Origin of the sequence: Myxococcus qinghaiensis (assembly GCF_024198215.1) — a bacterium.
Taxonomy (GTDB): domain Bacteria; phylum Myxococcota; class Myxococcia; order Myxococcales; family Myxococcaceae; genus Myxococcus; species Myxococcus qinghaiensis.
Window position 1 is genome coordinate 166,018 of the sequence record NZ_JAKCFA010000015.1, and the last position, 15,284, is coordinate 181,301.

The following is a 15,284-nucleotide window of genomic DNA, read 5'->3' on the forward strand; positions in this document are numbered from 1 at the left end:
CTACTCCGGCCGGATGCTCAGGCGGATGGTCCCGACATCCGTGTCGCTGTAGCCATCCACGACGATGGTGATGGCCTGCTGGGCCGTCAACTCAACAGGGACCTCCGTCGTCCCGCTGTACCGACTCCTGCCGTCGCAGGCCAGCACCGCCGCGGGCTCGCACGAGCGGGGATACACCGCGACCACCGTGCCGATGCTCGAACCCTCCGTATCAATCACATACCTCCCCGTGGCGGGCGCTACCCAGAAGAACACCTTCTCGGGTGCGTCGGACGGGTAGTAGCAGGCATCGACCTCGTGGTTGATGTGGCTGGGCCCCGACGTATTCGCTGTCGTCCAGACGGGGAGCGGGTCCGTCAGGTGGACGCCTTCGACCCCCTGGCAGTTGGCGCGCTCCGTCGTCCCCGAAGCCGACTGGCAGTCCGGGTCCAACGGGTAGTCCTCCAGCCCATCCCCGTCGTTGTCCACGCCGTCGAAGCACATGGGCGCCACGGGAGGGTCCACCTCGGATTCATCCTGGCGAGAGTCACACCCCGGCTCCTCGGGGTAGTCGACCCGCCCATCCCCGTCGTCATCCCTCCCGTTGCCACACGCGAACGGCAGCTCCACCGTCAGCGTGAAGTCGACCGTGGCCCAGCCCTCGATGACGGCCACCACCCGCTCGTTCGCCGCGAGCGTCACCACTCCCGTCGCGCCTCCCGGGTCGTCCGTGTCCTTGCACGAGGAGAGGACCTCGCCCAGGCACGAGGCCTCGCGCAGCGACAGGAAGAGGCGGGAGTCTTCGGGGGCGGTGTCCACCCGGAACCGATACGTCCCGGCGATGGGCGCCACGAAGTCATAGGCCCGTGCCTGGGCATAGCGGGAGTCACTGCACCCCGCCGACGCGGTGATGTCTTCGAAACGAGTCGTCCCCTGGATGACCATCGGGGCCAGCGGTAGGCCCTGGGTCGGGAGCAGCTCTCCGCAGGAGAGCTCGTCATCATCCGCGGCGCTCAGGCAGGACGGATCTCCCGAGCCCTGCTTCGAGAAGTCGATCAGCCCATCCCGCTGCCCCACGGGCTCACTGTCGACCTGGTCACCACAGGCAGGCGCCATGATGGGGTCCTGCTCGTCGTCATCCATCAAGTCGGAGCAGCCGGGGTCGTCCGGGAAGTCGTCCTTCCCATCCGCGTCCGAGTCATTTCCGTCATCGCAGCGAGGCGTGCGGCACTGGAACTCGGTATTGGACACCCCTCCGGCTCCCAGGTCCTTCGGACGGCAGAGCTGGTAGCCAGAGCACCGGAACCAGGGCTGCAATGGATCACACGCGGCATTCTCATAGAGGAAGCCAGACACCTCGAGCTGAGCCGTCCCCGTCCCCTCCACGACGGCGAAGAAGGTCGAGCCTTCACCCGGAGAGATGCTCGAGTAGACCCCGGACGACGGCACCTCCGTCGCATCACACGTGATGGGCTGACCATCGTCGGCGCAGACATCACGCAGGGAGACGCCGCTGACGCCCTCCTCCGCCCCGACGTAGAGGTATCCCGGCCCCGGCATGCGGATGCCCACGACGCGATCCGATTGATGCTCCGTCGAGCAGGTCAGCCGGTGGTCATCCACCGCCCCACTGAAGTCGAGTGAGAGCATGGCCACCTGGTTCAGTCCGACACTGGCCTCCCGCGTCAGGTCGATCGGCGACTCGCAGGCCTCGCCCGCTCCGAACTCCGTGTTGCCTCCAGCACTCGCACAGCCTGGATCGTGAGGCCAATCCACGAGGCCGTCCCCATCATTGTCCTCACCATCCGAGCAGCGCGGAGCCGTGGGGTCATCCATCTCATCGTCGTCCTCGGGAGACTCGCAGCCAGGATCGCTCGGGTAGTCCGTGACGGTGTCCCCATCGTCATTGTTCTCGCCGTCGTTGCACTGGGTGACCTGGCATCGGAACACCGGGGCGCCCTCCGGCGACTGCTCGCCCTCCTCTTCGCCGCACACGCCGTGGCCACACCTGAAGTTCGCGTCGCCCGGCGTGCACTTCGCGCCATCCCCGAGGACGGCCGCCATCAGCTTGATGCCCATGGTGTCGCTCAGGTACGGGACGAACACCTTCGCGTTCTTCGACATCGGGCCCGTCGTCATGCTCGATTCGAAGCCGGAGCGGCACCTCTTGTTTTCCTCAATCGGGGTGCAGCCGTCGGGCCCCTCCATGTCCTGGATGAAGATGGCCCACGGCAGCACCCAGTTGCCCGTCGTGCCCACCGTGACGCTTTCGACCGGGCCGTCGAACGGCAGGGAGAGCCAGGCCCCATCGCCGCTGAATGTCCCTCCCTCGGAACACGGCCAATCGATCGTCTGCCAATGCATCACCGGCCTGAAGCTGACGCCTTGAGGAATGGGGACCGCCGACGTACAGGTCGCCCCCGCGTTCGCCGCATACACGGGCAGCGTCAAGGGCGCGGAGGTCGCCGACTGGTCGAGGAGGTCGACCGCGGTCGCCGTGAACGACACCGAGCCTGCTTCCGCGGGAGTGTAGAAGTTGCGCAAGGGGAAGCCCGAGCTGGGCGACGCCGGCTTGTTCGCGCCGCTGTCCAGGACGGTCCCATCGGCCATCAGCGCCACCGACTTGAGCCCCAGCTCGTCGTAGGTGAGCGCCTCCACCGCCACGGGCTCGCCCACCAGGCCGTAGCTGGAGTTCGCGGTGAGGGAGAACCAGGGGGGACGGTTCGCCAGGACCACCGTCTCGTGAAGTTCGGTGACGCTCTTGCCACGGATATCCGTGGCCGTGGCCTCCAGTCGCAGCACGCCCTCCGGGAACATGCGAGGGCCGATCTTCACTTCGCAGCGCGCCGGCACGGCGCAGGTCGTGGACGACTCGACGACCTCTCCATTCGAGAGCGTCGCGACCACCGAGAGGGTCGCCATCCCGATGTCATCGGTGGCGATGGCCAGCAACTCGAAGGCCTGCCCGGTGACCAGTGGCCGCGACATGGGCCAGGCGCCATGGGTGAACTCCACGTCGGGCACCTGGTTCTCATCAATCCTCAGCTCAGCGTAGCGCCGCGCTTCGTGTCCCAGCTTGTCGGTGGCGACGAACATCACCACCAGCCGGTCCTGGCCTTCCAGTTCCGGCGCCCCCAGGAACGGCACGGTGAGGGAGCCGCTCAACTCCTCGCCGTCGTGACTCGCGATGAACACCGGCGCTCCCCCGCCCTCGATGCGCAGGGAGTTGACGAAGGTCGCGCCGTAGATGACCCAGGCGCTCACCGTGTCCAGGTCTCCATCGACGTCTCGGACACTGGCGTACACGCTTGTCTGGGCCCCCTCGCGATACGAATAGGGCACGTAGAAGCCCTCGAAGGACGGAATGGCGGTGGGCTCCAGCAACGTGAAGCGCTGCACTCCCGAATCCAGCCGCAGCCCCAACGTGTCTTCGACAACGACCTGCAGCGTCACCACGTCGCCCACCTGCTTTCCGGAGAGCTCCAACTCGTGGTCGAGCGTGTTCGGCGTCCAGCCATGGGGGCTGACGTTGCTCGCGATGACTTCCCCATCGACGTACAGCCGCAGGGTCGACGGTCCGTCATCCTCCGCGGACAGGTGAAGGACGTTCTTGCCGGGGCTCGCGAACAAGCGGCGCGGCATTCCCAGCAGATTCGTGGGAGGACTCGCCGAGTCCCTCACGGTGATGGGCACCTCCCCGCGCGTGCGCTGGCCCAGCGAATCGATCACGTCGACGTAGAGCATCTGGCTCTCCACCAGGTGGGCGGGGAGTCGGACCGAGCCGGCGTAGTCCCCTTCCTGCCCCAGCCTCAACGTCAACGTGCCCAGGGACACATCCTCCAGGCTCACCGTCACCGTGTAGGGCGGGCTGCCGCCATACACGCTCGCGGCGACCGGAACCGCCTGCCCCACGGCGAACTCGGCGCCCCAGTACGGTTCATTCACCCACAGCCCCAGGTCGCCCTGAGAGGGCGGAGCCGCGACGCGGATGACACGCTCCTCGGACAGTCCTTCCCCGCCACCGACCGCGCGGGCGCGCACCTGAAGCCGCAGCTCCGAGCCCGGCAGCGCCGTCGTGGGCACCCACCACTGACCCGCGACTGCTCCCGGCTCGAGGTGCGCGAAGGGCACCCCATCCACCAGCAACACCGCGTCATCCACGCGGGCACCTGACACCCGCGCATCGAACGGCACCAGCGTTCCCGGCGCCGCCACGAGCGGCGAAGCGGAGAGCAGCAACGTCGCCGTCGGAGACGCGAGCACCTGAGGCGCCGCGAACACCGCCACCCCCGTGAAGCCCTGCGCGACGACGACCTGGTCCCCCGCCAGCACCGCGTCCCTCGCGTCCTGAGCGGCGAACGTGGCCTTCAGCTCCGGCGTCGTGGTTCCGACATCCCACAACCGCACGCCCTCCTCCGTGGTGACCAACGCCAGACGCCCCGTCAACCGGATGCGCCGCACGGGCTTCGAGGTCGGCACCGTGCTCCGCGTCATCAGGCTCCCCGCGCTGTTCAACGTGAAGACGCGGAACCCGACCTCATTGCCCGCGAGCACCCACTCCCCCCCCAGCGCGACGGCGTTCGCCGGCTCGCTCACGAGGCTCTCGCGCCGCAGGATGTCTCCCGAGCGGTCCAGCTCCACCCACGTGAGGCCCGCGGAGCCTCGCGCGATGACGGCCCGGCGCTCGTCTCCCGCGATGTCGACCGTCGGCCCCTGCAGGTCCAGCTTCTTGACGGACAGCACGTCCGGCAGGCTGGCCGTCGCGACGACGCCTGCGTTCACCGTCCACAGCCGTCCCGCGCTCGCGTGGAACCGCTCCACGTCTCCGACCCCGGAGGACAACCTCGTCCCTCGCGTGGTGTCCGGACTGAAGGCCCCCGTGGCGTTCGCATCCGTCCACACGGACATCTTCGTTCCGTTGAGCAGGAAGGTGTCCCCGTCCACGCGCTCTATCTGCCGCACGGCCTTGGGCGTGGAGACTGACAGTTGCTGCAGGGGCCTGGCCGCGGTCGAGAGGTCCACCAGCGACGCTCCACCCGCCCCCGCCGCCACGACGACACCGCTCCTCGCCGGGGACAGGCCCACCGCCTCCATCGTGGGCAAGGTGGCCAGGGCCGGAGGAGTCGTCCCTCCAGACAGGTCCTTCAGCACGAGCCCCGCCTCGGTCGCCGCCAGCAGCACGCCACCCGACACGCGCAGCGCCCGCGCCGACAACGGCTCCTGGGCGAGCACTCGCGGCGCGGACGGCTCACGCACGTCCACGATGCGCAGCACCCCGTCATCCCCCGCGACGTAGGCCCGGCCCCGGCTCACAGCCAGCGCCCGCGTCCCGGTGCCCAGCACCGCCTCGCCCTGCGCCACCAGGCTCGACACGCCCATGGCCACCACCTGCACGCCTCGCGTCGTTCCCGCCACGAGCATGCCGCCGTCCACGTCGACCAGCCGGACGTTGTCCTGGAGGTCCGTGAAGAACTGCGACGTCGGTGTCGCCACCGGCCTCGCGTAGAGGCGTTTGGCCGATGCATAGAACAAGCGGTCGCTCGTCACCGCCAGCAACGGAGTCCTCACCGCCGGGCTGGAGCGGTTCGCCCAGGACTCCAACATGGGTGCCACGGGCTGGGACAGGAGCACTTCGTCAATCCAGGTCTGGTCCTCGAACGCCACGAAGGCTCGGCTCGACGCCTTTATCGACACCACCGTCGAGTTCTCCATCGCCCCGACGAGGCGTGGCTGCTCCGGTCGCGACACATCCACGACCTTCAGGCCGCCCTCCGCCATCGCCACCAGGACATGACGTCCCTGGACGGCCAGCGACAGGGGCGTGCCTTCCAGGCGCACCATCCCCAAGGGCGTCACACCCACCGCCGCCGCGTCACGCGCCAGTCGTCCCACGGCGACCCCCTCCGGAGTCGCGGCCACGACCAGCTCATCCAGCAGCGCGATGTCCACCACGCCCGCGAAGTCCCCGGCGACGATGACCGAGCCGTCGGACATCGTGGGAGAGACCACCTCGCGCACGCGGTAGTCCGCGGTTCCACCCTTGCTGACGTTGCCCTGGAGGTCCTTCGCCCAGCCCTCCACCAGGAGCACCGTCCCCGCGGGAGTCGTCACGGGTACCGTGTAGCTCAAGGGTGAGCCACCCGTGGCCACCAGCACGTCACCCAGCTTCACGCGCAGGCCCTGCTCCACCACCGGCGACGCCGCATCCGTCGCCGTCAGCTTCGCGGTCACCATCGAGCCCGCGGCCACCACCGCGCCCGCCGGAGTCACGTCCAGCGCCGAAATCACCGGGCGTGTCTCGTCCGGAACCACCAGCACCCGCGCCTGTGCCACGGACTCACGTCCGTCGCCGTCGACCAGCCGCGCTATCACCCACGCGCTGATGCTGCCCGAGCCCGTCGCGAGCGTCGGCATCCTCGGCGCGGCCACCTTGGCCGGCGAGGCGAGGACCAGTTGCTCCACCACCGTCTCTTCGAGCAGCCCCACGTCGAAGCTCACCGTGTACCGGGAGGGCACGGGCGCGTCGTCCTGGAACTTCACCGTCATCGACACCGGCTGGCCTTCCGTGACCTGGGCGACGCCGGGGATGAGGGTGAACGGTGTTCCCGTCGGGGCATCGTCCGTGAAGACGAGCACGGACCTGGGCGCGGAGATCGCCGTCTTGTCGCCGTCCGTCGCGGTCGCCACCAACGTGACGCCATGTCCCGTTCCGGTGCCCACCCTGGGAACCGACAGCACCGCCGACAAGGCCGGCGCCGTCACGGTGACGCTGTCGAGCTCCTGCTCACCGTCCATCAGCGACACCGTCACGGAGTGCACCCGCGCGGGGTCCACGAACCGGGGGACCACCGTCATGAGCGTGCCTTCCAGCACCTGCGCGGGCGCATCCAGGCCCACGAACTCCGGGCCAGACGCCGCCGCATCCAGGTCCACCACGGCCTCCGCCTTCTTGGAGTTACCAGCCTGGTCGTGCACCCACAGCTCCAGGTGCGCGCTCGCTCCCGTCAGCGGCAGGTCCACGGCGTCAGGCAAGCGGCCGTCCAGCACCTCCACCGTCCGGCCGTTCACCTTCAGCTCCGACACGTAGGCATTGAACGGGTCCACCTCGTCGCTCACGCTGGTGACCAGCGCGAGCCGGCTCCCCGCCACGCCATTCTCGGGCGCGCCCAGCGACACGACAGGCTCGTTCGGTCCGCGCCCCAGCGGCAGCCGCGCCACGCTCCGCGCGTCCGCGCTCAGGAGGTCTCCGGCCGTGATGACCGCCGCTCCCGTCAGCGCGGGGTAGTGGCCCACCGCCACGGGCCAGGCACCGCCCGACACAGGCTCCGAATGGACGTCGTGAACCCGCGTCCCCTGCGACGTTCCCACGACGAGCCACGGCCCGAACACCGAAGCCGACTGTGCCGGGACATCCAGCATGGCCGTCGTCCCGAGCTGCGTCAGGAGGGCACCCGACTCCTCGAAGCAACGGAGGCTCGTTCCGCCCAGCACGCAGGCCCGGTCCTCGCCCACGGCGACGACCAGGTCCGCTGCCGCCATGGCCACCGACGCCTTCTCCTTGGGCGCATGCGGCGTGGACACGTCCACCGACGTCAGGCTCGTCTCGGTCAGCACCAGCGCGCGCGAGCCGCTCGCGGAGAGGCCCTTCACGGGCTCGCCAGGCAGCCGGCCCGCGAGCTGGCCTTCGGCCGTGTACACCTCCAGGCCCTCATCCGTCCCCACCAGCAGCAGCGCACCGCGCACCGCCGCCAGCGCCGTGGGCACACGCCGCACGTCCACCGTCGTCACCGACAGGTCCGGCAGCGACAGCAGTTCGACGACACCAGCGCCTCCGGAGCGCACCGCCACCGCGAGCCGGTCCTCCACGAAGGCCAGCCCCACGCCGTGCCCCTTCACCCGGCGAGTGCCGGTGACGGCGAGCGTGGAGCGAGAGCGCAGCTCCACCACCGTCTCACCCACGGAGTCCTCGCGCAGCCCCGCCCACGCGTCGCTCTTCGCGGCCACGGTCACCACCGGCAGCGAGGGCTCCGGCTTCACGCTCTCGTCGGAGCGCGCGAACACCGCCAGCGAGCCCGTCTTCACGCTCGCCAGCCGCTGCGAGCCCGTCTCCAGGGCCTCCACCCGGGCCACCACCGGCGCGCCCTCCGGGCCGCGCGGCAGCGTGTACTTCCCCTGCGTCCCGGAGACCGCGACGCCTTCCACCGTGAGCGAAGGCACCGGTGTCATCTCTCCCGCCTGCGCCCCCACCTGGAGCAGCGAGCCCCCCAACCACATCGGGCCCACCGGCAGCGTCGCCACCTGGATGACGGGGGCGGGCTCCGAGGAGTCGTTCTCCACCTGGAACACCTGGGCGATGGGCTCGCTCTGGAGCCCATCCAGGTCCGTGGCCACCGCGCGCACCGCCACCCGATACGGCTTGTTGTTGACCAGCAATGGCACCCGGAAGCGATGGCTCCAGGGCTCGTGCGTCAGCGTCACCGACTGCTGGTCCAGCTCCAGCCGGACGGACGCCACGCCCGCGGGGGCGCTCACGTCCACCCTCACATCGACCTCGTCGCCTTCCCACAGGGTGGTTCCCACGCTCGGCGAGCGCAGACTCACCACCGGCTTCGTGGCGTTCGACACGGCCGCCAGCACGGTGAGGTCCACCGTCGACTCCGCGTCGTTGCCACGCGCATCCGCCGCGTATACCCGCAGCTTCACCTGCGTGTCCTCGGTGACGGACGGCGCCACCCAGCGCACCGGCCCGGGCACCCCCGCGAACGTGGCGAGCTGCTTCGGCGCGGTCGTCCCCATCAACTGGTGGAACGTGGTGCGCGTGACGCGGATGTCGTCGGACACATTCGCGCGCAGCACCAGGCTCGCGCCGGAGGGAGTCTTGGCGCCCGGGGTCGGCAGCAGCCAGGCCACCGTCGGGTCCTGGACGTCACGCTCCACCGTCACCTGCAGCAGCGCGGGCGCGGACGCCTGTCCACGCGAGTCCGTCGCCACGGCGACCAGCTCGTGGACCTGGCTCACCTCTCCGGTCAGCACGAGCGGGAACGCCTCTTCCAGCACACTCGTCGTCCCCGTCAGCCCGGTGACCCGGCGCAGCGGCTGACCGTCCAGGCTCAGCTCGATGGCGCTGAGCTGCTCGGGGTCTTCCGCTGAGACGCGGAGGGCGAGCGTCTCGCCCTCCTTGCCCTGCACCGCCGCCAGCGCGGGCTGCGTGAAGCTCACCGTGGGCAACCTGTCGTTGGTCAGGTGCACTGTCGCCGGCACCTCGGTGTCATTGCCGCTCCCGTCCACCGCGCGAGCCACCAGCGTGGACGTCCCCCCTGCCGGAATGCTCCGCCAGGTGTAGCGGAACTTCGCCTCGTTCGGCGTCACCCTCGACAGCGCCACGCCGTCGACGGAGAGTCCCAGGACCAGCGGTCCCGGGCCGGTGTCCGTGCCGGACACCACGAACGTGTACTCCGTGCCCACGCCCAGCGTGGAGTTGTGCACCGGCGTCGTGCGTCCCTCGAAGGCCAGCGCCACCGTGGGGTCGAGGACGTCCACGGCGTAGAAGGTCTGCGGCCGGGGCGAGGGCCGCACGTTGCCCGCGACGTCGTAGACGTTCGTCAGCGTCAACGTATAGCCCTTGGTGGACTCGAGGTTCGCGGCCCCCGTCGGTCTCGTGAAGGTCATCGTCGAGCCCGACACGCTCAGGGTGCCCGACAGCGTCGCCCCGGTCGTGACGTTCGTCAGCACGGCCGTGGTGAGCGGCTCGGGCGCGACACCCCTCCGCACGGGCTCGTCGAACGTGGCGCTGAACGTCTTCTGCGCGAGTGGCACGGCCCCCGAGGGCAGATATACGGGCGACGCGCTCGGCGGCGTCAGGTCTCCCCGGTGGAGCCTCCCCTCCACCACCAGGCTCGCGCCCGGCTGGGAGAGATAGAGCGTCACCGGTCCTTCTCCACCCGCGGGGATGCGGACATCCACGCGGTTCGCCGCGAAGTTCATGAGCTGCGCGGGAGGACCGTTCGGAATGAAGCGCACCTCCAGGCCGCGCGTGAAGCCGGTGCCCGTCAGCTGCACCCACCTTCCCGCGTTGTCGATGCGGTTCGGGGTGACTTCGGAGACGGCCAGCGGCGGGGTGTACACGAAGCCACCGGGCACCTCCGCTTCGTCGCTCCCACTGACCACGCGCACCAGCACCGGGCCCGCATGCAGCGTCGCCGGAGCGAGCACCCGCAGCTGGGTGGCCAGGGCCTCGTGCGTCGGGTCATCCGCGGCCGGCGTCAGCCCGAAGTACACCTGCGAGCCCGGCGCGAAGCCCGAGCCCTCCAGCGTCACGACAGTGCCACCCGTCAGGGGGCCGTGGTCCGGGGCAATCTCGGAGACGGAGACACCGGAAGCCTCCGCGCCGCCACGGAACGAGTACGTCCAGTCGCCGAGCACCGTGCCGCCCTTGTACTGCGTCTTCCCCAAGGTGATGCGCGCCGAGTAGTCCCTCCCGGACACGAGCGTGCAGGTGGGCTGAGCGCGCAGCGTCGAGCCCGACGGCGTCACCGTCGCCGGCACCACGCTGGTCTCCTCCAGCAGGAGGATGGACGACTGCGCCACCACGGACAGCGGCAGCTCGCTCGCGACGGACACCGACACGGGCGCGTTCAGCGGCAGCACGCCTCCGGGCAGGGGCGACACGTGGCGCAGCGTCGGGTACGGCAGCGTGTCGAAGAGCTGCGTGCGGCCCGACAGCGTCGTCACCAGCACGAAGCCGTCCCCCACCAGCGGCCTCGGCTGGTAGTTGGCGGTGTGCGTGAAGAAGGTCCGCTCGACGAAGGTCGGCATGACAGTCGTGTCGATCCACGATGCGCGCCCGGTGCCCGCGGCGACCAGCCACGGACCGGAGAGCGCCACGGAGCTCGGCGTGCTTCCGGGCTCGCCATGCGAGGTCCATGAGCCCACCAACTCCGGCGCCTTCGGGTCCACCGCCTCCAGGACGTACGCGGACGTGCCCGCCGCCACGGCGATGCGGCTGCCCTCCACGGACAGGTCCATGGCCGGCGCCGCCAGTCCGCCGATGAAGCCCTGAACCTTCAGCTCTCCATCCGTCAAGCTCCGGAGCTCCACGCGCGACACCTGGTTCTCGTCCAGCAGCACCGCCAGGGCATCCCCCACGACGCCCAGCGCGGCGATGCGCGAAGGCCACAGCGAGTGCTGCGACAGCACCATCAACCGCGCGCTCGGCTGGCCCGCCTCACGCATCTCGCCGAGCAGCAGCAGCTCACCGCCGCCCGCCACCGCCACCGTGCTGGCCCCATGCCCCACGGCCACGGACGTCAAGGGGGTGCCCGCCACCAGCGGGACACGGTCCAGCTCCACCGGCGCGCAAGGCACGCCCGGGCCACTGCCACACGCCCCCAGCTCGTACCGGACGACCACGTCCGTCCCGAGGAGGACCGCCCGGCTCCCGGACACCGCCAGCGCCATGGCACCGCTCACGCCCGGCACGCGGCCCAGCTCCAGCTTGTTGCCGGACAACGACAGGTCGATGGCGACCAGGTCGCCGCCCCGCGCCTGGAGCAGCGTCGTCCCCACGAGCGCGCTCGCGGGGCCACCGGCCTGAAGCTCCTCGCGCTGCGCCAGGGTGAAGGTGAAGCCACCCGCCAGGACACTGCCCACCGAGGTGCTCCCCGTGGGCGTCTCCACGCGCACGTCGACGGGCCCCACGATTCCATCCGGCACCGTGGCCGTCAGCACGCCCGCCACGTCCACCGTCGTCGTGCTCGCCGGCACGCCGGAGAACGTCACGCGCGAGCCGGAATAGAAGCCCTCGCCATGGAGGCGGACCTGCGCGCGGCTCATCGTCTCCGCGAAGGCCGGCTCCACCTTCGTCAGCTTCGGAACCGGCAGGTAGCGGTAGGCACCGAGCCGCGACACCGACAGGCCATCCGCGTTGCGGACCTCCACGGAGGCGGCGCCCGCGACACCCGGAGGCGCGAGCACCGTGATGACCTTTCCACCCTGCGACACGGCGCAGCTTCCCCCGGACGTCGCGCCCGCGGGCTTGCCGCCGATGAGCACGGTGCAGCCCGACAGGAAGCCGGTGCCATGCACCGTCACCGTCTCACCCCCCGCCGTCAGGCCGTAGGCCGGGCTCACCTCGCCCAGCGTGGGACGCTCGACGGTGGCCTGCGTGGCCGTCTGGAACCGGACCTCCGTGTCCGTGCCCAGCTCACCGCCCTGGAGGTCCGCCAGCGCGCCGCCCACCTTGAGCACGTAGCGCGTGCCCACGCTCAGCGCGGGCGACGGCGTGAAGGTGGCGCGAGCGCCGCCCTCGTCCGAGCGGGCCTCCACCGAGCCCGTCACCGTCTGCCCCGTGGACGTCTCCAGCCGGATTGCGTCCAGCGTGTTCGTCGCGGGCAGCTCCGACAGGAGCACCGCCGGCTTCGTCCCCACCGGCACCGTCTCGCCCTCGGACGGAATGGAGCCACGCACCTCCAGGTGGTCCAGCATCACCGAGGCGATGGTGCCCGCCAGCACTCCGTGCCCGGTGTCCGGCGGCTGCACGGGCAGCTCCACCGCGCGCCCGTTCTTGTCGAGCACCAGCGTCCCCACCATCAGGTACTTGTCCATCATCGCCAGCGTGTTGGCGTCTCCCTGGACCAGCGCATGCTCCAGCGCCGTGGGGCTCCCCGTGTGAGGCACCCGGAAGCGCTGCACCTTGCCGCCACCCGCCGCCACATAGGCGATGCCCGCGGCCACCCGCGTCTGCTCCGCGGAGACCCGTCCGTTGTTCATCACGTCCGCGAGCAGCAGCGCGCCCGCCAGCGACGGCTGGTCCGGCGTCTGGAGTTCGATGATGGTCACCTGCGCCTTGGCGCCGAGCGACACGTAGGCCCGCGAGCCCTCCGTCGTGATGTGGCGCGCGGCGCCGATGAGCGGGAACTCGCTCACCTGCTCCAGGTCGCCCCTGCGCGCGTCCAGCACGAGCAGCCGGGTGCCCCCCGCCCCTTGTGCCGACGCGAGCAGGTAGTGGCCATGCAGGGCCAGCGCCGTGACGCCGCCTGGGATGAGCCGCTGGTACGTCTGGCGCGGCTGGGGATTCTCCGTGGTCCGGTAGGCACGGATGCCCGAGCCGTCCGCCGCGTAGACCATGTCGCCCCCGGCCACCACGGCCACCGTCGCGCCCGTCCCCGGCAGCGAGTACGTCACCGAAGACGCGGAAGGCCGCGTCACGTCCACTATCTTGAGTCCGCCCGTCCCCGCCGCGACGTAGAGGACGTTGCCCACCTTGGCGAGCTGGTACGCCCCCGACGTCCCGCTGTCGCTGAACATCACCCGCGCCATCTGCCGGACCGCCGTCTGCTCGGAGAGGTCGGCGATGAACAGTCCGCCCGGGGACTGCGAGCGCAGCCCTCCGCCCTCGATGGCCGCGCCGTTCGGGCCGGTGACGTCCACCTCGCCACCGATGGAGGCGTAGAGGACACCCCGGTCCACCAGGACGTGCCGCAAGGGCGGCGTCTCCAGCCGCGCCGTCGCGCCCGCGCCATAGAGGAATGAATTGGCGCGCACGGCCTCGCGCTGCGAAGTGCCTCCGTCATGGGTGGGGAGCGTCAGGCGGGCCTTCACGTCCACCAGCCCCGCCGCGTGAGGCGGAGCCACCGCGGTGGCCTGACCCGACGTGCGCACGTTCACCGTGAAGGAGCGCGCGTCGTCGAAGAAGACCTCCATGCCGGGCAGGAAGCCCGCGCCCGTGAGGGCCACTTCCACGCCACCCTGCTGGCTCGCATGGTCCGGAACCGGAGCGCTCAACTGGAGCGCGTCGCGGTAGGTGAATGAGCCCAGCCGCGTCGCCTGCATTCCGTTCTCGTAGCCCACCTGCACCGCCGCGGGCCCCGCGACGGACGACGGCGGAATCCGCACGATGAGCGCGCCTTCCTCGGCGTCCCACACCACATCCCCCACGCCCGTGAGCGGCGTTCCACCCACGGACACCCCGAGTCCCGCGCCGTCCAGGTGCGTGCCCTTGAGGCTCACCGTCGTCGTCTCGGTCCGCAGACCGCTCGAAGGCGTGACGGAGGTGATGGCGGGCCGCAGGCGGCCAGCCAGGTCCACCTGGAACTTGAAGAACACCGACGTCGCCAGCGGACGCGACAGCCCGTCCTCGGACAGCGTGGACTTCACGCCGCCCGCGGCCAGGGACACCTCCACCCGCTCACCGGGCAGGAAGACCTCCGCCGGGTCGGGCGTGAAGAACAGCGATGAGGTCCGCAGGGCGGTCGCCTCCACCCGGCTGACTCCCGTCACCACGCGCCCGGCCGGGAACGCCGTCGAGAAGGCCTTCACGCTGAAGTCCGCCGGCACCAGCGAGTCGAGCGCCACGGGCAGCGAGAAGTCGATGCGGACGTCCGTGCCCACCGGGGCCAGCGAGTCCGGCTCCGGAGACGAGCCCACGGCCAGCAGCTCCGCCGGAGCGACCTCCACGACGGTGCGACCCGCGCCGCGCGTGGCCACCCACAACGAACCGCCGAACCACGTCAGGCCGGAGCCGTCCGCGTCCAGCAAGGTGGACTGGAGCAACACCGGCTGCCCCTCGTGCGCCGTCGTCACGTCGAAGACGTACAGGCGCCGGCCCACCGTGACGTAGGCGCGACCCGAGCGCACGGAGATGCGCGCACGCATCAACGGGTCCGTGGACACGCCCGCATCGACCACGACTCCGCCCACGCGCGCGCCCTGGCGGTCATGGATGGCCAGCCGCAGGCCATTGCCACCCGAGGCGTTGATGTTCGACGTGAGGACGTAGAAGCGGTTCGCCCCCAGGTCCAGCGCCAGGCCATCCTCCGGGTACAGCGGGATGGAGCGCACGAACACCGGCTGCGGCCCCACCAGCTCGAAGACCTGGATCTGCCCGCTGGCCGTGCCCGGCTGGGTGACGCTGACATAGGCCCGCGTGCCTTCGATGCGGACGCCCGTGGCGATGCCACCCGTGGTGGCGCGTCCCGCGACATAGGGCCGCTTGCTGTCCGCCGCGTCCACCACCGTCACTCCGGCGCCCTCCGCCAGCAGCACCAGGTGACCGCTCACGTCCAGGCTGTTGACGGGGTTGTCCGTCCTCACGCCCCCCAGGCGGATGGGCCGCTCCTCGAGCGTCACGTCGAAGATGTCCAGCCCCACCAGGTGGGCCTGCGCGCCAATGCCCACGTACAGCGTGTTCCCCGACAGCCGGAGCTCGGACACTTCCTTCGGGGGATAGCCAGGCAGCCCCAGGTTCGTGCCGAACGGCAGGTCATAGGCGAACGTCGCCACGTCCCATTCCCGCGTCTCGCCGGGGA

The 15,284-nt window shown here is 70.6% G+C and carries 1 protein-coding gene (running past one end of the window); it reads right to left on the minus strand.

Going from position 1 to position 15,284, the window contains the following annotated elements:
• Positions 1-15,284, minus strand: the end of a protein-coding gene (locus LZ199_RS27225) for an Ig-like domain-containing protein (RefSeq protein ID WP_253996677.1). The gene runs 16,777 nt beyond the window's last position; 15,284 of the gene's 32,061 nt are visible here — the last part of the coding sequence; its start codon lies off the right edge, out of view; its stop codon occupies positions 1-3.